The sequence below is a fragment of the Frondihabitans cladoniiphilus genome (assembly GCF_039544345.1).
GTDB lineage: Bacteria > Actinomycetota > Actinomycetes > Actinomycetales > Microbacteriaceae > Frondihabitans > Frondihabitans cladoniiphilus.
In genome coordinates, this window is record NZ_BAABLM010000003.1 from 551,982 (window position 1) to 571,211 (window position 19,230).

Annotated in this window: 16 protein-coding genes; 9 read left to right on the forward strand and 7 right to left on the reverse strand. The window is 70.7% G+C overall.

Going from position 1 to position 19,230, the window contains the following annotated elements; genetic code table 11:
- Nucleotides 1-151: 151 nt before the first annotated feature.
- Complete coding sequence (locus ABEA39_RS10810) at nt 152-1,168, forward strand: aldo/keto reductase (RefSeq protein ID WP_345375863.1); 1,017 nt, start codon at nt 152-154, stop codon at nt 1,166-1,168.
- 46 nt (nt 1,169-1,214) lie between these two features.
- Here ABEA39_RS10810 and ABEA39_RS10815 read toward each other — a convergent pair whose 3' ends face one another.
- Complete coding sequence (locus ABEA39_RS10815; RefSeq protein WP_345375864.1) at nt 1,215-1,862, reverse strand: TetR/AcrR family transcriptional regulator; 648 nt, start codon at nt 1,860-1,862, stop codon at nt 1,215-1,217.
- 122 nt (nt 1,863-1,984) lie between these two features.
- On the opposite strand from ABEA39_RS10815, the gene ABEA39_RS10820 reads away from it, so the two are divergent.
- The gene (locus ABEA39_RS10820; protein WP_345375866.1) at nt 1,985-3,472 is read left to right on the forward strand and encodes an MFS transporter; all 1,488 of its coding nucleotides are present in this window, start codon (nt 1,985-1,987) and stop codon (nt 3,470-3,472) included.
- A gap of 95 nt (nt 3,473-3,567) precedes the next feature.
- On the opposite strand, the gene ABEA39_RS10825 is transcribed toward ABEA39_RS10820, so the two are convergent.
- On the reverse strand, nt 3,568-4,146 hold the full coding sequence (locus tag ABEA39_RS10825) for a TetR/AcrR family transcriptional regulator (RefSeq protein WP_345375868.1): 579 nt from the start codon (nt 4,144-4,146) through the stop codon (nt 3,568-3,570).
- A 134-nt stretch (nt 4,147-4,280) separates the two neighbouring features.
- Between ABEA39_RS10825 and ABEA39_RS10830 the strand changes: the two genes are divergently transcribed.
- The 5 genes from ABEA39_RS10830 to ABEA39_RS10850 all read left to right on the forward strand — a co-directional run bounded on the left by ABEA39_RS10830 (nt 4,281) and on the right by ABEA39_RS10850 (nt 11,043).
- Complete coding sequence (locus ABEA39_RS10830) at nt 4,281-5,576, forward strand: MFS transporter (protein WP_345375869.1); 1,296 nt, start codon at nt 4,281-4,283, stop codon at nt 5,574-5,576.
- Nucleotides 5,577-5,646: 70 nt separating this feature from the next.
- Nucleotides 5,647-6,459: a sugar phosphate isomerase/epimerase family protein gene (locus tag ABEA39_RS10835; protein WP_345375871.1), complete on the forward strand. Its 813-nt coding sequence runs from the start codon at nt 5,647-5,649 to the stop codon at nt 6,457-6,459.
- A complete protein-coding gene (locus tag ABEA39_RS10840) occupies nt 6,456-7,607 on the forward strand; it encodes a Gfo/Idh/MocA family protein (RefSeq protein ID WP_345375872.1) in 1,152 nt (383 codons plus the stop codon). Before ABEA39_RS10835 ends, ABEA39_RS10840 begins: the two co-directional genes overlap by 4 nt.
- Nucleotides 7,608-7,800: 193 nt before the next feature.
- The gene (locus tag ABEA39_RS10845; protein WP_345375873.1) at nt 7,801-9,387 is read left to right on the forward strand and encodes a Na+/H+ antiporter; all 1,587 of its coding nucleotides are present in this window, start codon (nt 7,801-7,803) and stop codon (nt 9,385-9,387) included.
- A 51-nt stretch (nt 9,388-9,438) separates the two neighbouring features.
- Nucleotides 9,439-11,043 carry a glycosyltransferase family 39 protein gene (locus ABEA39_RS10850; protein WP_345375874.1) on the forward strand — a complete coding sequence of 535 codons (1,605 nt, stop codon included), beginning with the start codon at nt 9,439-9,441 and terminating at the stop codon, nt 11,041-11,043.
- A gap of 24 nt (nt 11,044-11,067) precedes the next feature.
- Here ABEA39_RS10850 and ABEA39_RS10855 read toward each other — a convergent pair whose 3' ends face one another.
- Nucleotides 11,068-12,132: a magnesium and cobalt transport protein CorA gene (locus ABEA39_RS10855; protein ID WP_345375875.1), complete on the reverse strand. Its 1,065-nt coding sequence runs from the start codon at nt 12,130-12,132 to the stop codon at nt 11,068-11,070.
- A 112-nt stretch (nt 12,133-12,244) separates the two neighbouring features.
- Between ABEA39_RS10855 and ABEA39_RS10860 the strand changes: the two genes are divergently transcribed.
- Entirely contained in the window at nt 12,245-13,135 is an 891-nt protein-coding gene (locus ABEA39_RS10860) for an aldo/keto reductase (protein ID WP_345375876.1), read from the forward strand.
- Nucleotides 13,136-13,257: 122 nt separating this feature from the next.
- Here the strand turns inward: ABEA39_RS10860 and ABEA39_RS10865 are convergent, their stop codons facing one another.
- Nucleotides 13,258-14,088 (reverse strand): oxidoreductase, encoded by an 831-nt coding sequence (locus ABEA39_RS10865; RefSeq protein ID WP_345375877.1) that lies wholly within the window; start codon nt 14,086-14,088, stop codon nt 13,258-13,260.
- Between the two features lie 87 nt (nt 14,089-14,175).
- Nucleotides 14,176-15,210: a zinc-dependent alcohol dehydrogenase family protein gene (locus tag ABEA39_RS10870; protein WP_345375878.1), complete on the reverse strand. Its 1,035-nt coding sequence runs from the start codon at nt 15,208-15,210 to the stop codon at nt 14,176-14,178.
- Nucleotides 15,211-15,434: 224 nt separating this feature from the next.
- On the opposite strand from ABEA39_RS10870, the gene ABEA39_RS10875 reads away from it, so the two are divergent.
- Nucleotides 15,435-16,319, forward strand: a complete 885-nt coding sequence (locus ABEA39_RS10875; RefSeq protein WP_345375879.1) for a helix-turn-helix transcriptional regulator — start codon at nt 15,435-15,437, stop codon at nt 16,317-16,319.
- Between the two features lie 117 nt (nt 16,320-16,436).
- Here the strand turns inward: ABEA39_RS10875 and ABEA39_RS10880 are convergent, their stop codons facing one another.
- Nucleotides 16,437-17,672 carry a Gfo/Idh/MocA family protein gene (locus tag ABEA39_RS10880; RefSeq protein WP_345375880.1) on the reverse strand — a complete coding sequence of 412 codons (1,236 nt, stop codon included), beginning with the start codon at nt 17,670-17,672 and terminating at the stop codon, nt 16,437-16,439.
- A 390-nt stretch (nt 17,673-18,062) separates the two neighbouring features.
- Nucleotides 18,063-19,130: a LacI family DNA-binding transcriptional regulator gene (locus ABEA39_RS10885; protein WP_345375881.1), complete on the reverse strand. Its 1,068-nt coding sequence runs from the start codon at nt 19,128-19,130 to the stop codon at nt 18,063-18,065.
- Nucleotides 19,131-19,230 lie beyond the last annotated feature (100 nt).

Genomic DNA, 19,230 nt, shown 5'->3' on the forward strand with positions numbered 1-19,230 from the left:
CCCGCCTGAGGGGTTCTGCGCCTGAGGGGTTCTGGCCAGGGGTGCCCCAGTGGTACCTCGCAGGCGGCGCCACCGCGGACGTAGCGTCGGGGCAGGCCCGGAGCGGCACGTCGGCTCCGTCGGCCCGCCGCCTCCACGAAAGGAATCGCACATGGACTACCGCCTTCTCGGACGCACCGGCGTCGAAGTCAGCCCCCTCGCCCTCGGCACGATGATGTTCGGGGCGTGGGGCAACGCCGACCACGACGACTCGATCCGCATCATCCACAAGGCCCTCGACGCCGGCATCAACTTCGTCGACACCGCCGACGTCTACTCGGCCGGCGAATCCGAGGTGATCGTCGGCAAGGCGCTCAAGGGGCGCCGCGAAGACGTCGTGCTCGCGACGAAGTTCTTCATGCCGACCGGCGACGGCCCCAACAGCAGCGGAGGGTCTCGGCGCTACGTCATGAAGGCCGTGGAGAACTCGCTCCGCCGCCTCGACACCGACTACATCGATCTCTACCAGATGCACCGTCCGAGTGCGACGACCGACGTCGAGGAGACGCTCGGCGCTCTCACCGACCTGGTGCAGCAGGGCAAGGTCCGCTCGATCGGGTCGTCGTCGTACTCCGGCTCGCAGATCGTCGAAGCGCAGGTCGCCGCCGAGCGCCGCAACCTGTCCCGCTTCACGACGGAGCAGCCGCCGTACTCGATCCTGGTGCGCGGCATCGAGGAGGACGTCCTGCCGACGACCCTCCGCTACGGCATGGGCACCCTCGTCTACAGCCCGCTCTCCGGCGGGTGGCTGACCGGCCGCTGGCGCAAGGACGCCCCGGGAGCCCCCGTCTCGAAGAACCGTCCGGCCGCCCGCTTCGACATGTCGAGCCCCGCGAACCAGCGCAAGCTCGATGTCGTCGAAGAGCTCGCCCTGCTCGCGGAGGCCAACGGCATGACGCTGATCGACCTCGCGATCGCCTTCGTGCTCGACCACCCGGGCGTGACCAGCGCCATCGTCGGCCCGCGCACCATGGAGCAGCTCGAGTCGCAACTCACCGGCGCCGACGTCACGCTGTCGACCGAGGTGCTCGACCGGATCGACGAGCTCGTCGCCCCCGGCGTCACGCTGAACCCGGACGACAACAGCTACGGCGCGGTGTCGCTGACGGCGGCGGCCCGGCGGCGCTGACCCCCGGTCCGCGCGCCGTCTCCGACGAGGGGCGAGCGGGGGATGCTCAGCAGAGGAAGATGCGGCGACGCGCCTCGTCGTCGAGATCGAGTTCCGCCAGGGCGGTGTCGCCGGCCCGGGGCGCGTAGCCGTCGAGCAGCACCTCGGCGCACCGCCGCCAGGCCTGGGGATCGATCTCGCGGGTCGCATCGGCGACCGTCCCGACCATGAGCATGAAGAGGTCGACGTCGGAGGCGGAGAAGCCCTGCCGCACGGCGCCGGCCTCCTTCGCCTGCTGGACCAGCTTCGCCCAGACGTGCAGCAGCTCCGTCACCCTGCGGTGGCCCTCGGGCGAGCGGTCGCCCGACTGGAAGACGACCTTGAACAGCCCGCGGTCGTTCGCCCGGGCCTCGGCTGCGCTGAGCATCAGGCCGCGGAAGGCGTCGCCGACGGAGCAGTTCGCCAGCGTCTCCTGCATGCCGTCGCGGATGAGCTGCAGCTTGTGGTCCGCCAGAGCCGCGATCAGCGAGGGTTTGTCGGGGAACCGCCGGTAGACCGTGCCGACCCCGAGGCCGGCCTCGTGGGCGATGTCGTTGAGCGTGACCTCGATGCCCCGTTCGGCGAACAGGCGGGTCGCCGTCCGGAGGATGAGCTCGCGATTCCGCTCGGCGTCGGCGCGCAGGGCGCGGGGCGCGGACTCGGCGCGGATGGTCATGGGCCGAGTCTAGAACTTTTCTCGAGAAGTGGATAACCCGACTCCACTTTGCGCTACAGTCGAACCCGGCGTCCAGCGAGGTGCGCACGCATCCCCCTCCGCTTCGACGAATTCAGGTCCCCGTGAGCATCACGCACCCTCCCAAAGACCACCGCTGGCTGGCGCTCGCCGTCGTCGGCCTCGCCCAGCTCATGGTCGTGCTCGACTCGACCATCGTGAACATCGCCCTGCCCAGCGCGCAGGCCGACCTCGGCTTCAGCAACGACAACCGCACCTGGATCGTCACGGCCTACTCGCTCGCCTTCGGCAGCCTCCTGCTGCTCGGCGGCCGCCTCTCCGACATCTTCGGGCGCAAGACGACGTTCATCATCGGCCTGCTCGGCTTCGCCGCCGCTTCGGCCCTGGGTGGCGCGGCCGACGGCTTCGGCCTGCTCGTCACGGCTCGGGCGCTCCAGGGCGCCTTCGGGGCGCTGCTCGCGCCGTCGGCCCTCGGCATCCTCACGACGACGTTCTCCGAGCCGAAGGAGCGCAGCAAGGCCTTCGGCATCTTCGGCGCGATCGCCGGTTCGGGTGCCGCGGTCGGCCTGCTCCTCGGCGGCGTGCTCACCGAGTACACCTCGTGGCGCTGGTGCCTCTTCGTGAACGTGCTCTTCGCCATCGTCGCGGTCATCGGCTCGTTCGTGTTCCTCCGCAAGTCCGCACCCGCCGCGGTCAAGCCCCGCGTCGACGTCCCCGGCGTCCTGGCCGTCACTCTCGGCCTCTTCGGCATCGTCTACGGCTTCTCGAACGCCGAGACCAACGGTTGGAGCGCCCCGCTCACGATCATCTGCCTCGCCGGCGGCGTGGTGCTCCTGGCCGTGTTCGTCCTGCTCCAGGCGCGCGTCTCGCATCCCCTGCTCCCCCTCCGCATCGTGCTGAACCGCGATCGCGGCGGCGCGTACATCGTGCTGGCGCTGATCTCGATCGGCATGTTCGCGGCGTTCCTCTTCCTCACCTACTACCTGACCGGAACCCTCGGCTACTCGTCGCTGAAGACCGGCTTCGCGTTCCTGCCGATGCCGCTGTCGATCATGTTCACGGCGACCATCGTCGGGGCGCGCCTGCTCCCGGTCGTCGGCCCGCGCATCCTCGTCTTCATCGGCGGTCTCGTCGCCGCGGTCGGAATGGGCCTGCTCACCCGCACCGCGCTCGATTCCGGCTACGCCGCCGTGGTGCTCCCCGCCCTGATCGTCATGGGCCTCGGACTCGGCCTGATCTTCTCGTCGGCCATGAACATCGCCACGGCGGGGGTCTCGCGCGAAGACGCGGGCGTCGCGTCGGCGACGGTCAACACGATGCAGCAGATCGGTGGCTCCATCGGCACCGCGCTGCTCTCGACCCTCAGCGCCAGTGCGGTGACGGCCTACCTCACGAGCCACGGCACGTCGAAGCTCGACCAGGCGAACGCGACTCTGTCGGGCTACCACCTGGCGTTCGGCATCTCGGCGGGCATCTTCGTGATCGTCGCGATCATCGGCGGCACGCTGATCGAGCGGCACTCCGTGCGCAAGGCGCGGGTGGCCGACTCGTCCGCCGAGGCCGCCGACGACGTGCCCGTGATGGCGCACTAGGTCGCTGCCGAGCTGCCCTCTGCTACGGCGATGACAGCGACAGGGCCGGGGCCGGCGCGAGCCGGTGGGATGCACGGCCCCACCCCCGCGGTCGGCTAGCGCAGAATCCGCTCCAGCAGCCGCAGCGTGCCCGCGATGTCGACGGAGCGCTCGAGCAGCCACTGGATCTGGAGGCCGTCGAACGCCGCGATGACGAGCGACGCCACCATCTCGAGGTCGAGGTCGGAGGCACGGCCCGCCGCCTCGAGCTCGTTCCGCAGGTCGGCGGCGAGGACGGCACGCGAACGGGCGAATCTCTCGGTGAAGAACGCGCGTGCATCCTCGTCGCCGGCCTCGACGCTCGCCGCCATCATGGTCGTGTGCAGCGCCACGAGTTCGGGCGCCAGGACGTTGTCGTCGGCGGCGGCCGCCATGCGGGCGAAGACGGTGGGCTCGTCGGCGACGCGGGATTGGGACTTGCGGTCGCGTTCGCGGAGCACCTCCAGCAAGAGCTCTTCTCGCGACGCGAAGTAGTGGCGGAGTGCCGCGTGCGAGACGCCGATCGCCTCGCCGATCGCTCGCAGCGACGTGCCTTCGAAGCCCTTCTCGGCCACGACGTCGATGGTCGCGTCGAGGATCTCCTGGCGGCGCTGGATGCCCTTGGCGTAGGGGCCTCGAGGCGCGGAGGAGGTCATCGGTCGAGCATATCGCCGGGTCTCGACGATGATTTGCGATGAAAACCCCCATACGGAGGTTTTCGGTGCTACTTTCGTCCCGACGGGCAAAGCAGCGCGTCCCGGGCAACGTCGCCCGCTACCGAGGAGTCACCGTGGATCAATCCCGAGAGTCAGTCGCCCCGCTGGGCGATGCCCCCGCGTTTCCGCTCACCGAACTGCCGCCGACCACGAGCATCGGCATCAATGCTCAGCCGCGTTACCCGATGTTCGCCGTGCCGATCGCGATGTTCGGCCTCATCGTCGCGCTGCTCCCACCCCTGCTGGTCACGATCGCCGTTCGTCTGAACGAGATGAACCCGACGTCCGCCGCCGGCAACGTCAGCCTCGTGTTGGGGGTCGGCGCCTTCTTCGCGTTCGTCGCCAACCCGATCGGCGGCCGTCTCTCCGACCGGACGATGAGCCGGTTCGGCATGCGCAAGCCGTGGATCATCGTCGGCGTGCTCGTCGGCTACGTCGGCATCGTGCTCATCGCGACGGCCCCCGGCGTGACCATGATCCTGGTCGGCTGGGCGATCACGCAGATCGGCTTCAACTTCGCGCTCGCCGCCCTCATCGCCATGCTGCCCGACCAGATCAGTGCCAGCCGCCGCGGGCGGGTCGCCTCGTTCGTGAGCCTGGCGCAGAACGTGGGCAGCGTCGCCGCGACCTTCCTCGTGCAGCTCTTCCCCCTCGGCCTCGCTCAGAACCTCGTGCCGAGCGCCGTCGGCCTCGTCATCCTGTTCGTCTTCCTGCTGCCGATGCACGACCGCGTCCGGACGGAGAAGCCGACCGAGACGTTCAACCTCAAGACGCTCTTCGGCTCGTTCGTCTTCAACCCGAAGAAGCACCCCGATCTCGGCTGGGCCTGGCTCACCCGGTTCTGCCTCATCGTCGCGAACACGACGGCCACGAGCTACCTGACGGTCTACATCATCAAGGACCTCGGGGTAAAGACGGCGGATGCACCGCACCTCGTCTTCCAGGCGACCCTCGCCAACGCGCTCGGCATCGTCCTGACCACAGCAGTCCTCGGCTGGCTGTCCGACAAGCTCGGTCGCCGCAAACCCTTTGTCGTGGTCTCCGCGATCATCGCCGCGGTCGGGCTCTCGATCATCGCGTTCTCCGGCTCGTTCAACGGGGTGCTGCTCGGCGAGCTGATCCTCGGTGCCGGCATGGGCTCCTTCCTGGCGGTCGAGCTCGCGCTGATCTCCGACGTGCTGCCGAGCGACGCCGACTCCGGCAAGGACCTCGGCGTCGTCAACATCGCCCAGGCGCTGCCGCAGTCGCTCGTCCCGGTCGGCGCACCCGCCGCCGTGGCCGTGTTCGGCTACCCCGGCCTGTTCATCGGCGGGGCGATCTTCGGGATCATCGGCGCCATCTCGGTGACCCGGGTCAAGAAAGTCAAATAGAAGCGTCCGCGGGCAACCGCGGCAGAAGAAGCGTCCGCGGGCAATCGCGGCAGAAGAAAGGTAGATCATCATGGCAACGCACATCTCGCTCCAGCTCTACGCAGTCAACGACGCCCTGTCCAAGGACCTCGACGGCGGCATCGCCCGTCTCGCCGAGATCGGCTTCGACACCGTCGAGGCGTTCGACTTCGTCAGCCGCCCGGCCGAACTCAAGGCCGTCTTCGACCGTCACGGCATCACCGCCCGCACCGGCCACGCCATCTTCCTCAGCACCGAGGTCGCGACCCCCGACGGCATCCTCGGCGACATCCCGGCCCCCGCCGTGACCTTCGCCGCCGCCAAGGAGCTCGGCCTCGACGTCGTCATCGACCCGTTCGTGCCCGCCGACCGCTGGGCGACCCGCGCCGACGTCGAAGACACGGCCGCGCGCCTCAACGCCGCCGCGAAGGAGGCCGCCGCCTACGGTCTCGCCGTCGGGTACCACAACCACGACCACGAGTTCCGCACGCAGATCGACGGCGTCACCGCCTACGAGGTCTTCGCCGGCCTCCTCGACGAGGGCGTCCGTCTCGAGCTCGACCTCTACTGGGCCACGGCCGCGGGCGTCGACGTCGCTGCGCTCCTCGAGCGTCTCGGCGAGCGCGTCATCGCCGTCCACGTGAAGGACGGCCCTATGCGCGAGGGCATCTCGACGGCCGACCTGCCGCAGGACCAGTCGCCCGCCGGCCAGGGCGACGTGCCCCTCGCCGCGGCCTTCGCCGCCGCCCCCGCTCTCCAGTACGCGGTCATCGAGTTCGACCACTTCGAGGGCGACATCTTCGACGGTGTGAAGCAGAGCTTCGACTGGCTGACGGCCAACCTCGGCGCCGAGGTGTCGGCATGAGCCGCACCGGTCGCGTGGGAGTCGGCTTCATCGGCTCCGGCATGATCAGCGAGCAGTACCTCGAGAACCTCACGAAGTTCCCCGACATCGAGGTCGTCCGCATCGGCGACATCGACACCGAGCGCGCCGCGGCCTCCGCGGCGAAGTGGGGCGTCGACCGCTCGGGCACCGGCGACGAGGTGCTCGCCGACGACGACGTCGAGATCGTCGTCAACCTGACCCTGCCCGCCACCCACGTCGAGGTCTCGACCGCCGCGCTGCGTGCCGGCAAGCACGTCTGGAGCGAGAAGCCGATCGGCGTCGACCGCGAGTCGGCGAAGGGTCTCGTCGACCTCGCCGCCTCACTCGGCCTGAAGCTCGGCATCGCGCCCGACACGATCCTCGGCCCGGGGTGGCAGACCGCCAAGCGCGCCATCGAGGCCGGAGTGATCGGCACGCCGCTCACTGCAGTCACGAGCATGCAGTGGCAGGGGCCGGACGTGTTCCACCCGAACGCCTCCTTCCTCTACGCGAAGGGTGCCGGCCCGCTGTTCGACATCGGCCCGTACTACTTCACGGCACTGGTCCACCTCCTCGGCCCGATCGCCTCGGTGGTCGCCACGGGCACGAAGTCGCGCGATCGCCGCGATCTCGTCACCGGTCCGCACGCAGGGGAGTCGTTCCCCGTCGAGGTCCCGACGCACGTGTCGGTCCTGTCGTCGTTCGAGCAGGGCGGTCAGGCGCAGTCGCTGCTGAGCTTCGACACCCCCCTGTTCCGACACGGCGTCTTCGAGGTCAACGGCACCGAGGGCACGATCGTCCTCCCCGACCCGAACATGTTCGGCGGCGGCTGGCCGATCCGCGTCGCCCGCCCGCTGAGCAAGGACGACTCGTTCCCCTTCACCCAGCAGTGGGAGACCATCCTCGACGAGGAGCCGAACGTCGGCCGCGGCCTCGGCATCCTCGACATGGCCCGCGCCCTCCGCACCGGCGGCTCGCACATCGCCACCGGCGACGTCGGCTACCACGTGCTCGACGCGATGGTCAGCGTCGAGGAGTCGATCGAGCGCCGCGCGTTCGTCGAGGTCGAGAGCACGGTCCCACCCGTCGCCTCGCTCCCGGACGGCTTCGACCCGTTCGCGGCGACGCTCGAGAGCGTGACCGCCTAGAAACCGTGACCGCCTAGAAACGGGGGATGCACGACCCGCGCGAGGCCGCGGACCCACAGGGTTCGCGGCCTCCGTCGTGCCCCGGCCCGTGCATCCCCCGTCTCCTTTTCTCCTGCCTCGCCGGGTTCGCCGGGCGCGCCCACCCGTTCTCGGTAAGACTGGGTCGTTCCGTGCACGAGTCGAGGAGGCCGCCATGCTCGGCCCCGCCCTCGTCGTCGCCCTCGGGCTCGCGCTCGCCGTCGCCACGGCCGTCTCGAGCCGCACCCGGATCGCGGCGCCCGTGCTGCTGCTCGTGTTCGGTGCGGCGCTCGCGTTCATCCCGGCGTTCGCGACGATCAAGCTGCCGGCCGACGCGGTCCTGCTCCTCTTCCTCCCCGCCCTGCTGTTCTGGGAGAGCCTGACCACCTCGCTGCGGGAGATCCGCAAGAACCTGCGGGGCATCATCCTGATGGGGTCGCTGCTGGTGGCCGTGACTGCGGGCGGCGTGGCGGTGCTGCTGCACGCGATGGGGCTGCAGTGGGGCCCCGCCTGGGTCCTTGGCGCCGCCCTGGCGCCGACCGACGCCACGGCCGTCGGCGTGCTGACGAAGATGCTGCCCCGCCGCAACGTCACGGTCCTCCGCGCCGAGAGCCTCGTGAACGACGGCACGGCCCTCGTCATCTACGGGATCGCGGTGGCGGTCACCGCGGGCACCGAGAGCCTCTCCGCCTGGGGCGTCACGGGCAGTCTCGCCCTCTCGTACGCGGGCGGACTCGCCTCCGGCGCCGTCGTGGCGTGGGCGGGGATGCACGTCCTCCGTCGCGTGAACACGGTCGCGCTCGAGAACCTGGTCACCCTCCTGGTCCCGTTCACGGCGTTCCTCGTGGCCGAGGCGATCGGCTCGTCCGGCGTCCTCGCCGTGGTCGTCGCGGGGCTCGTCGTCAGTCAGATCGGCGTCAAGGTCAACCGCGCCGACTCGCGGCAGGAGATGCGCGCGTTCTGGACCTTCGCGATCTTCCTGCTCAACGGCGCCCTGTTCGTGCTGGTCGGGATCGAGGCGACCACCGCCGTCCGCGACCTGCCGAACTCCGAGATCGCCCGGGGCGCGATCCTCGTCGGTCTGGTCACCGTCACCCTGATCGTGATCCGGTTCGCCTTCCAGTTCGTCGCCGCCGGCGGCATCCGCATCGTCACCCGCTTCACCGGAGGGGCGCCCCGGGAGGGCAACCGCGACCGCGCCATCAGCGGGTTCGCCGGGTTCCGGGGCGCCGTCTCGCTGGCGGCGGCGGTGGCCGTGCCCGCGACGACCTCGTCGGGAAGCCCGTTCCCCGACCGCGGCCTCATCGTCTTCGTGACGGCCGGCGTCGTCGTCGCGACCATCGTCGTCCAGTCGCTGATCCTCCCCGCCGTGGTCCGCCGGGCGAACCTGCCCGTCGACGAGGAGCTCCACGAAGAGCTGCACGCCGCCGAGGAGACGTCGACCGAAGAGGCGTTGGATGCCCTGCCCGACCTGGCGGAAGACGCCGGCGTCTCGGACGAGGTCGTAGACCGGGTCCGCGACGACTACAACCGGCGGCTGGAACTGCTCGACGCGAGGCGCTCCGAGGAGGAGAACCACCCCGTCGTGCAGGGCCACGACGCGGCCGTGCAACTGAAGCTCGCATTGATCCGGCAGAAGTCCGCGACAGTGATCCGCATGCGCGACGACGGCGACATCGACGACACGGTGCTGCGGCAGGTGCAGGGCCGGCTCGACGCCGAGGAGGCGCGGCTCCTGGAGCAGGCGCCCGAGGAGCACTAGCGCTCCCGGCTTCTCAGAGAATTCTTCGAAGAGGTGCGCTTCACTCGAACCGTGCCACGCCCTGACGCCCCGCTCCACAGCGGACGCCTGCCCCGCGCCGTCCCGTGGGCGCTCGGCGCGATCGGCCTGCTGCTCGCCGTCTGGGGCTCCTGGATCCCGTCGCTCTGGGGCGACGAGGCCGCGAGCGTCCTCTCGGCGAAGCGCTCGATCCCGTCGCTCTTCACCGAGCTCGCGCACGTCGACGCCGTCCACGGCACGTACTACTTCGCCCTGCACCTCTGGGTCGACCTGTTCGGGGCATCCCCCTTCTCGGTCCGGTTCCCGTCGGCCGTCGCGGTCGGTCTCGGCACCGTCGCTGTGGTGCTGCTCGCCGAGCGCCTGGCGGGGCCTCGCACGGCCGTGATCGCCGGAGTCGTCTACTGCCTGCTGCCGCGGGTGACCTACATGGGCGGCGAGGCGCGGGCGTACGCCTTCGACGCCGCGATCGCCGCCTGGGCCCTGGTGCTGCTCGTCGACCTGATGCGGGGCCGCCGACGAGCCGCCGGCTGGTGGGTGGTCTACGGAGCCCTCACCGCCCTCGGCGTCTACGTCTTCCTATACCTCGGCCTGTTCGTCGTCGTCCACGCGATCGTGCTGGCGACGTCGCGTGCTTCCCGCCGTGTCTGGAAGCGCTGGGCCCTCGCCACGGCGCTCGGCATCGTCGCAGCCGCCCCCGTCGTCGTCTTCGACCTCCTCGAACGGCAGCAGGTCGCCTTCCTCGCCGACCGGAGCACCACGAGCTTCGACACGCTGTTCGCCGGACTCTGGTTCGGCGACGGCAAGGTCGCGGTCGTGGCCTGGGCGCTCGTGCTCGTCGCCGCGGTCACCTGGGTCGTGCGCCGGTGGCGCCGGTGGCGCGAGGGGCGCGAACAAACGGGGGATGCACGGCTCGCGTCGTCCGTGGAACGGGCGTCGAGCATCCCCGCCGCCCCGTCCGTCGAGGTCGTCGCCTTCGCCGCGCTCCTCGTCCCCGCCGCGCTCCTCCTGCTCTCCAACCTGGTGGTGGCGGACTTCTCCGCCCGCTACGTCTCGATGTCAGCACCGGGGGCCGCGCTGGCGGTGGCCGTGGGGATCGACCGACTGGTGTCGCTGCCGTGGCGGCGGTTCACCGGGGCGACCCGCGGCAGGCGGACGGTGGTGGCCGGGCTGGTCACGGCGCTGATCGTGGTGCTGTGCATCCCCGTCTATCTCGCGCAGCGCACGCCCTACGCGCAGAACTCGAGCGACTGGGCCGAGATCAGCGCGACGATGAAGGCGCATGCGCGGCCCGGCCAGGCGGTGCTGTTCGACGAGGACGTCCGGCCGTCGCGTAACCCCCGGCTCGCCTACCGGACCTATGCGGCGGGCTTCGCGGGCCTTGCCGACATCGGTCTGAAGACGCCGTACTGGGAGTCGACGAGCTGGCACGACATCGCCTACCGCGTCTCGAGCGCGGTGGTGCAGCAGCGACTGACGGAGTACCCGACAGTGTGGCTGATCGAGTACCGGACGCCGACGCACGTCGACGACTACGGGCTCGACGGCCTCCGCACGGCGGGGTACGTGGCGGCGGCGACGTACCGCACCCACCGCAGCGAGATCATCGAGCTGAGCCGCGGGACCACCACGGGCGAGTGACCGCGGGCTGCTGCCGCAGCGCCGCTACAGCCAGTGCCGCCGCTTGAAGATGCCCCAGAGCCCGAATCCGAGCCCGAACATCAGCACCAGCGCGAACGGGTAGCCGAAGCGCCAGTGCAGCTCGGGCATGTCGTCGAAGTTCATGCCGTAGATCGAGGCGATCAGCGTGGGGGTGAAGAGGATGGCCGCCCAGGACGAGATCTTTTTGACCTCCTCGCCCTGCTCGATGGTCTCCTTCGCGAGACGGCGGCTCTCCTCCCCCTGTGCGAGGCTCGCGCTCGACATGCGTCGCATGGCGTCGTTCTGCTCCAGCGACACGAGCGTCGAGTGCACGGTCAGCGCGCTGTCGAGCAGGGTGCGCAGGGTGTCGACGCGCTCGGTGATGCGGATCGAGTGGTCGTAGACGTTGCGCAGTCGGTTCTCGACCTCTTCGTTGGTGCCGTACTTCGAGGTGCCGCGCAGCAGGGCCTTGAGCATGTCGGGCAGGGGTCCGATCGCCCGCTGGAACGCGATGACCTGCGACAGCAACTGGTAGATGCGTTGCGAGAGCTTCGTGTCGACTTTGCCGCCGAACAGCTGGTCCTCGATCTCGTCCACGTCGTTCTCGAGCCCGGCGGCGACGGGCGCGTACCCGTCGACCACGTCGTCGAACACGGCGGTCATGACGGCCTCCGAGCCCAGGGCGAGGAACTCCGGATCGCCCTCGAGCCGCCGCCGGACCTCGGCGAGGTTCGGCTTGGCCGCGTGCCGCACCGTCACCACGAATCCCCGGCCGGTGAAGAGGTGGATCTCGCCGAAGTCGACCTGCTCGTCGGCGTCGTCGTACCAGGCGGGCCGCAGCACGGCGAAGAGGGTGTCGCCGTAGCGCTCGAGCTTGGGCCGCTGGTGGCCCTTCTCGGCGTCCTCGACGGCGAGCGGGTGCAGGTCGAACTCCGTCGCGACGCTCGTCAGCTCGCCGTCGCTCGGTTGGTAGAGGCCGATCCAGGCCAGCCCCTGCGTCTCGGCGAGGGACTCGTAGGTGCGGTGCAGATCGGCCGGGGTCTCCACCCGGCTGCCGTCGACGTAGATGCCGTTGTCGATGAGGGTCATGTCGTGCCGTCCTTCGAGGTCCCGCCCAGCCTATTCAGACGAGGGAGGTACTGGCGAAGCAGGTACTGACAGGCCTTCTCGACGGGGGGATGCACGGGCCTAGCCTCGGGGCATGACAGAACTCCTCACCCTCAACAACGGCGTCACCATGCCCGCCCTCGGGCTCGGCGTCTTCCAGAGCTCGGCCGAGGACACGGCCGCGGCCGTCGAGACGGCCCTGCGCACCGGCTACCGCCACATCGACACGGCAGCGGCGTACCGCAACGAGCGCCAGGTCGGCGAGGGCATCCGCGCCTCGGGTGTCGACCGCGACGAGATCTTCATCGAGACGAAGGTCTGGATCAGCCAGTACGGCTACGACGAGACCCTCCACGCCTTCGACATCGCCGCGAAGAAGCTCGGCGTCGAGCACATCGACCTGCTGATCCTCCACCAGCCGGCACCCTGGCTCTTCGACACGACCCTCGAGGCCTACCGTGCGCTCGAGACCCTGCTCGCCGACGGCAAGGTCCGCTCGATCGGCGTCTCGAACTTCAAGAAGAAGCACCTCGACGACCTCCTCCAGGAGCGCAGCGTCGTCCCGGCCGTCAACCAGATCGAGCTCCACCCCTACTTCGCTCAGCGCGACAACGAGCAGGCCGATACCGACCTGGGCATCGTCACGCAGGCCTGGTCGCCCATCGGCGGCATCACGTTCTACCCCGGCTACGACAACGAGGGGCACAAGAACCCCCTGACCGACGAGACGATCAAGGCGATCGGCGACGGCCACGGCAAGTCGAACGCTCAGGTCATGATCCGTTGGCACCTGCAGGAGGGGCGCAGCGCGATCCCGAAGTCCGTGCATCCCGGCCGCATCGCGGAGAACTTCGACGTGTTCGACTTCGAGCTGACCGCCGAGGAGCTCGCCGCCATCGACGCGCTCGACCTCGGCAAGCGCTCGGGCCCGGAGCCCGACGAGGTGCGTCCGCCGGAGAAGATCTTCACGATCCCGGAAGACTGAGCTCGCACCGGGCGCGGTTGCCGCGCACCGTCTGACGGACTGTTCCCCGTGCCGCGGCACGGGGAACAGTCCGTCATACGTGTGGCGGCGGCGGGCTCCGCACGAGCAGGGCCCGCAGCGGCTCAGGCGTCGAAGCCGGTGTCCTCGGACGTCGAAGCCCACGCGTCGGTCTCGGAGCGGAGCGAGTCGAGCGTTCCCCGGAAGCCCTGCAGGGCATCCCGCCCGAGAAGGAGGATGCTCGGCGTGGCGTCGCTCTCAACCGCCGCGATGATCGCGGTCGCGGCCTTCGCGGGGTCGCCCGGCTGCGTGCCGTGGCCCGTGCCCGCCTCGATGCGGCGCTTGCCCGCGGTGTCGGCGTAGTCGGCGATGGCCTCGGCCGACTGGGTCAGCGAGCGGCCGGCGAAGTCGGTGCGGAACCCGCCCGGCTCGACGGTCATGGCCGTGATGCCGAGCGGCGCGACCTCCTTGCGGAGCGAGAACGTCATCGCCTCGAGCGCCGCCTTGGTCGCGGCGTAGTAGCCCGATCCCTCGGGCGAGATGCGGGCGCCGATCGACGAGATCGTCACGATCGCGCCGCTCTTCCGGGCGCGCATGGCGGGCAGGACGGCCTTGATCATGGCGACGGCGCCGAAGAAGTTCGTGTCGAACAGCTTCTGCACGTCGTCCGCTCCGCCCTCCTCGATCGCGGCGCGGTATCCGTAGCCGGCGTTGTTCACGAGCACGTCGATGCCGTCGAACCGCTCTTCGGCGGCCTCGACGGCGGCGGCGATCTGAGCGGCGTCGGTGACGTCGAGCGCAACGGCCAGGGCCGACGTGGGATGCGCGTCGACGAGATCCTGCACCGTCGCGGCATCGCGGGCGGTCACGACGGCGTTGTGGCCGGCGGCGAGGACGGCTTCGGCGAGCGAGCGGCCGAGGCCGGTCGAGCAGCCGGTGATGAACCAGGTGGACATGGGGACTCCTTCTTCGTTTCTTCTCTCCGGTGAAATCCGGGAGAGGCGAGCCGGGGGATGCACGGGCCGCCCCTCATCCGACGAGGACTACGGGCGGACCAGCACCTTGAGCGCCTCGCGGTCGGCCATCGCCTGGTATCCCGCGGGCACGCCGTCGAGGTCGACCGTGCGGTCGAACACCTTGCCGGGCTCGATCGAGCCGTCGAGCACGAGCGGAAGCAGCACGTCGATGTAGGCGCGCGCGGGGGCGACACCGCCGGTGAGCGTGATGTTGCGCATGAACTCGTCGCGGCCGAACGGCACGGTCGTGTACTGAGGGGCACCGACGCGGCTGACGGTGCCGCCGGCGCGGGCGATGGCGAACGCGGTGACGAGAGCGTCCTCGAGGCCGACGGCCTCGAGCACGGCGTGGACGCCGTCGCCGTTCGTGAGCTCCTTGACCTTCGCGATGGCCTCGTCGCCGCGCTCCGCGACGACGTCGGTGGCGCCGAACTCGCGGCCCAGGTCGGTGCGGCTCGTGTGGCGGCCGAGCAGGATGATGCGCGATGCGCCGAGCAGCTTGGCCGACAGCACGGCGGAGAGCCCGACGGCCCCGTCGCCGATGACGGCCACGGTCTGTCCTTCGCTCACACCGGCGGTGACGGCGGCGTGGTAGCCGGTCGACATCACGTCGGAGAGGCTGAGGAGCGACGGGATCAGCTTCTCGTCGAAGCCGGCGGGAACGACGACGAGGGTGCCGTCGGCCATCGGCACGCGGACCCTCTCGCCCTGGCCGCCGTCCTCGTCGGTGCCGCCCCAGTGGCCGCCGTGGCGGCAGGAGGTCTGGAGACCCTCCTGGCAGAACTCGCAGGTGCCGTCCGACGACACGAACGGCGCGATCACGAAGTCGCCGACCGAGACGCCGGTGACGTCGGTGCCGATCTCCTCGACGACGCCGACGAACTCGTGCCCCATGGCCGAGCCCTTCTCGGTGGCGGGCTTCGAGGCGTAGGGCCAGAGGTCGCTGCCGCAGATGCAGCCGGCGACGACGCGCACGAGGGCGTCGGTCGGCTTCTGGACGCTCGGATCGGCGACGGTCTCGACGCGCACGTCTCCGGCGCCGTACATCAGGGTTGCTCGCATGGGGGTGCCTTTCGATAGAACCAGGGGTTGGCTCCAGCCAACCGCATCCCGCGCGGGCGCGAGGGTCCCTGGTGTTCCGGGTACTGGCAGGGCCTCCTTGGTCGTTGCGTGTCGCGGGCGTCGGGCTGGCATCGGGGCAAGCGTCGGCGCAGGCGTCGGCACGTGAACAACCGGGTACCGGCAGGGCCTCCCGCTCGGCGCACGGCGTGACGTACCGTCAGGGGGTGGACAACAAGAGCGACATCCGTGACTTCCTGGCGACCCGGCGCGCCCGCCTGACACCGCAGCAGGCGGGGCTGCCCGACTTCGGTGGCACCCGTCGCGTCCCCGGGCTGCGGCGTGAAGAGGTCGCTCTGTTGGCCGGCGTGAGCGTCGACTACTACGTCCGGCTCGAGCGCGGCAACCTCAGCGGGGTCTCGGAGGGAGTGCTCGAGGCACTCGTCCGCGCCCTGCAGCTCGACGAGACCGAGCGGGCGCACCTGTTCGACCTCGCCCGCACCGCGAACTCCTCCATCAACGCCCGCCGCCGCCCGACGGCCAGCCGGGTGCGTCCGGGAGTGCTCCGCCTGCTCGACTCGATCTCGGCTCCGGCCTGGGTGCGGAACGGCCGGATGGACGTGCTCGCCGCCAATCAACTGGGGCGCGCCCTCTACTCGCAGGTCTTCGAGAGCCCGCTGTCGCCGCCGAACACCGCGCGGTTCTGCTTCCTCGACCCGCGCGCCGTCGACTTCTGGCCCGAGTGGAAGCAGATCGCGCACGACACCGTGGCCACCCTTCGTGCCGAGGCCGGCCGCAACCCCTACGACAAAGGCCTGACCGATCTGATCGGCGAGCTGTCGACCCGCAGCGAGGAGTTCCGCACCCGCTGGGCGGCGCACGACGTCCACCAGCACCGGTCGGGCACGAAGCGCATGAACCACCCGGTGGTCGGCGAGCTCGACCTCAACTACGAGGCGCTGCAGATGGTGACCGACGAGGGGCTGACCCTGCTGGTCTACGGCGCGGAACCCGCATCGAAGTCGGCGCAGGGGTTGGCGCTGCTCGCGAGCTGGGCGGCGACCGAGGCGCTGGCGGCGGCATCGACCGACCTGACGGTGGATCTGGCCTGAGCGGCAGCACCCGGCAGCGCGAGACCTCCACCGACCAGGGCTGATGCCGAGAACGAAGCGGGGGATGCACGGCCGCGGCCCCTCCCGAGGCGCGGGCCCGGGCATCCCCCGCTCTCGTCACACCCGGTCGTAGGTGAGCGGCCCCGTGACGACCTTCACGTCGTGCCAGGCCCGGTCGTCGGCCGAGGCCTCGGCGGCTGCGACGATCTCCGCCGCCGCCCACCCGTCGGCGACCGAGGGCGCGAGCTGTTCGCCGGTGAGCACGCTCGACAGGAACTGCGCGGCTTCGATCGTCTTGAGGTCGTCGAAGCCCATTCCGGTGCCGCCTCCGGGCTGGAAGCGGCCGAAGTCACCGTGGCCGGGGCTCGTCAGCATGGTCGTGTAGCCGTAGGCAGCCGCGCCGGTGGCACCCGCGGCGCCACCGTCGGTGCCGAGGCAGACCTCGAGCTCGTTCATGCGCTGGAAGTTCCAGCGCAGCGACCCCTTCGTGCCGTAGACCTCGATCGAGTAGTCGGCGCGCGGCCCGATCGAGATGCGGCTCGACTCGAAGGTGCCGACCGCTCCGTTGTCGAAGCGGATGAGAAGCGCTGCGTAGTCCTCGTTCTCGACCGGCTCGGGCGTGCCCTCGGCGCGGCTGAAGTGGCTGGCTGCCGCGCCGGACGGCTTGGCCCTCTCGGTGATGAACGTCTCGGTGAGCGAGGTGGCGCTGCCGATTCGCCCGACGAGGTACTGCGCCAGGTCGAGGCCGTGGGACAGCAGGTCGCCGAGCACGCCGCTGCCCGCACGTTCGCGGATGAAGCGCCAGGTCAGCGCGCCGGCAGGGTCGGACGAGTAGTCGGCGAAGAACGCGCCGCGCACGTTCGTGACCCGGCCGAGCGCGCCCGAACGGATCAGGTCGCGCGCCTTCTCCACCGCAGGAGCGTGCCGGTAGTTGAAGCCGACCGCGGTGACGAGCTCCGCCGCGGCGACGGCTGCCGCGATCTCGGCGCTCTCGGCGGCGGACCGGCCCATGGGCTTCTCGATCCAGAACGGCTTGCCTGCGGCGGCGGCGGCCAGCGCCATCTCCTTGTGCAGGAAGTTCGGCGCGCAGATCGACACGACGTCGACCTCGGGATCGGCGAGCACCTCGTGGTAGTCGGCGACGGCCCGCTCGTAGCCGAGCAGGTTCACGGCCTCGGCTTGGCTGGCGGGAACAGGGTCGGCGGCGACCACGAGGCGCGTCCTCACGTTCAGCTCGGGGTACCGCTCGGCGATGCCCTTGTAAGCGCGGGTGTGCAGCCGGCCCATCCAGCCGACGCTGATGAGGCCGACGCCGAGGGTGCGCGGGGCTGCTGCGGGGGTGGAAGTGGTCATCGTCGTCCTTCTTCGAAGTCTGTGGCTCTCGTACTAGAGCGCTCTAGTCGACCACGATAGCCGTTGTCGTCCGCCGCCGCCAGCCGGTTGGTTCGTCGCGGCGGGGTCGTGCGGCGGGGCCCTGCGTTGGCGCGCCCGGGCTGCCGTGACCTGCACCCCTCTCGCCGCACCGGACCCCTGGTCGACGAGGGGGCGGGACGTGCCGCCGGGGTGCGGCTCCGCGGGGCAGGGGTGCGCGTGTGCGGGGCCGGGGTGCGCTTGTGCGGGGCCGGGGTGCGGCTCCGCGGGACGGGGGTGCGCGTGCAGCCCTGAAACGTGGGAACGGGAACGGGAACGGGAACGCGGACCGGGGCCGGGCCCCCGCAACGCCGGGGCAGAGCGCAGCCGCAGTCAGGCCGCCGAGGGCGGCGGCGCCGTCGAACGCCGGGGGCGCAGGGTCGGCTGCTGCACCCGCGCGACCACCGGGGCCGAAGGCGAGGCCAGGCGGGCGAACGCCGCGGAGGCCGCGAGACGACCGAGGGACCGCGCATCCTGATCGACCGACGTCAACGAGATGGGCGCGAGGGCGGCGGCGGCCGTGTCGTCGTACCCGGCGACGGACAGGTCGCGGGGGATGCGCAGCCCCAGCTCGTGGGCGGCCTCGATCACACCGAGGGCCGTGACGTCGTTGGTGGCGAAGATCGCCGTCGGACGCTCGCCGGGGGCAGGGGAGGACAGGAGGGAGCGTGCCGCGGCCGAGGCTGAGCTTTGTGTGAAGCCGGCGGTGAGCATCCTCGGTTCCAGCCCCGCCTTTCGCATCGTGCGAGCGTAGGCGTCCGCGCGAGGGGAGCGGCCGCCGATGTCGGGGGCGGCGAGGTGGGCGATCCGGCGGTGTCCGAGGGCGAGGAGGTGTTCGGTGACGAGGGTGGCGCCCGCCTCGTCGTCGGACGAGACGCTGTCGACCCCGGGCACCTGCCGCGTGACGCTGACGAGCGGTCGCTGGCGCGAGAGCTCGAGGATCTCGGCGTCGGGCAGCAGCAGACCGGTGGCGATGATGACGTCGGCCTGCGAGCTCATCAGGGCGGTGAGGCCGGCGCGGTCTTCCGAGCCGTGGGTCTCCCCCACGCCGAGGACCACGGTGGTGCCGCGCTCGCCGGTGACCTCGCGCACGCCGTCGAACACGTCCACGTAGACGCTGTTGCGGAGGTCGAGCAGGTAGAAGCCGACCGACTCGCGGTTGCGGCTGGCCAGGCGCGACGCGATCGAGTTCGGGGTGTAGCCGATGGCTCGGGCCGCCTCGAAGATCGCGTCCCGGGTCTCGTCGCTGACCCCGGGCACGCCGCGGTAGGCGATCGACACGAGCGAGCGGGAGACTCCGGCGCGGCGGGCCACGTCCTCCATGGTGACGCGAGCGGGGGATGCCCCGGCCGGGGTCTCGCCGCCCCGGGAGCCCCCGCGTGCCCCGCTCTCCGCCGTCATCCCCCCATTGTGTCGTGCTGCGTCGTGCCCGCTGCGTCCCGCCCTCAGCGTCCGGCACCTCGCTTGCGGCATACGATCCAGTCCGCGGACTAGATCGCTC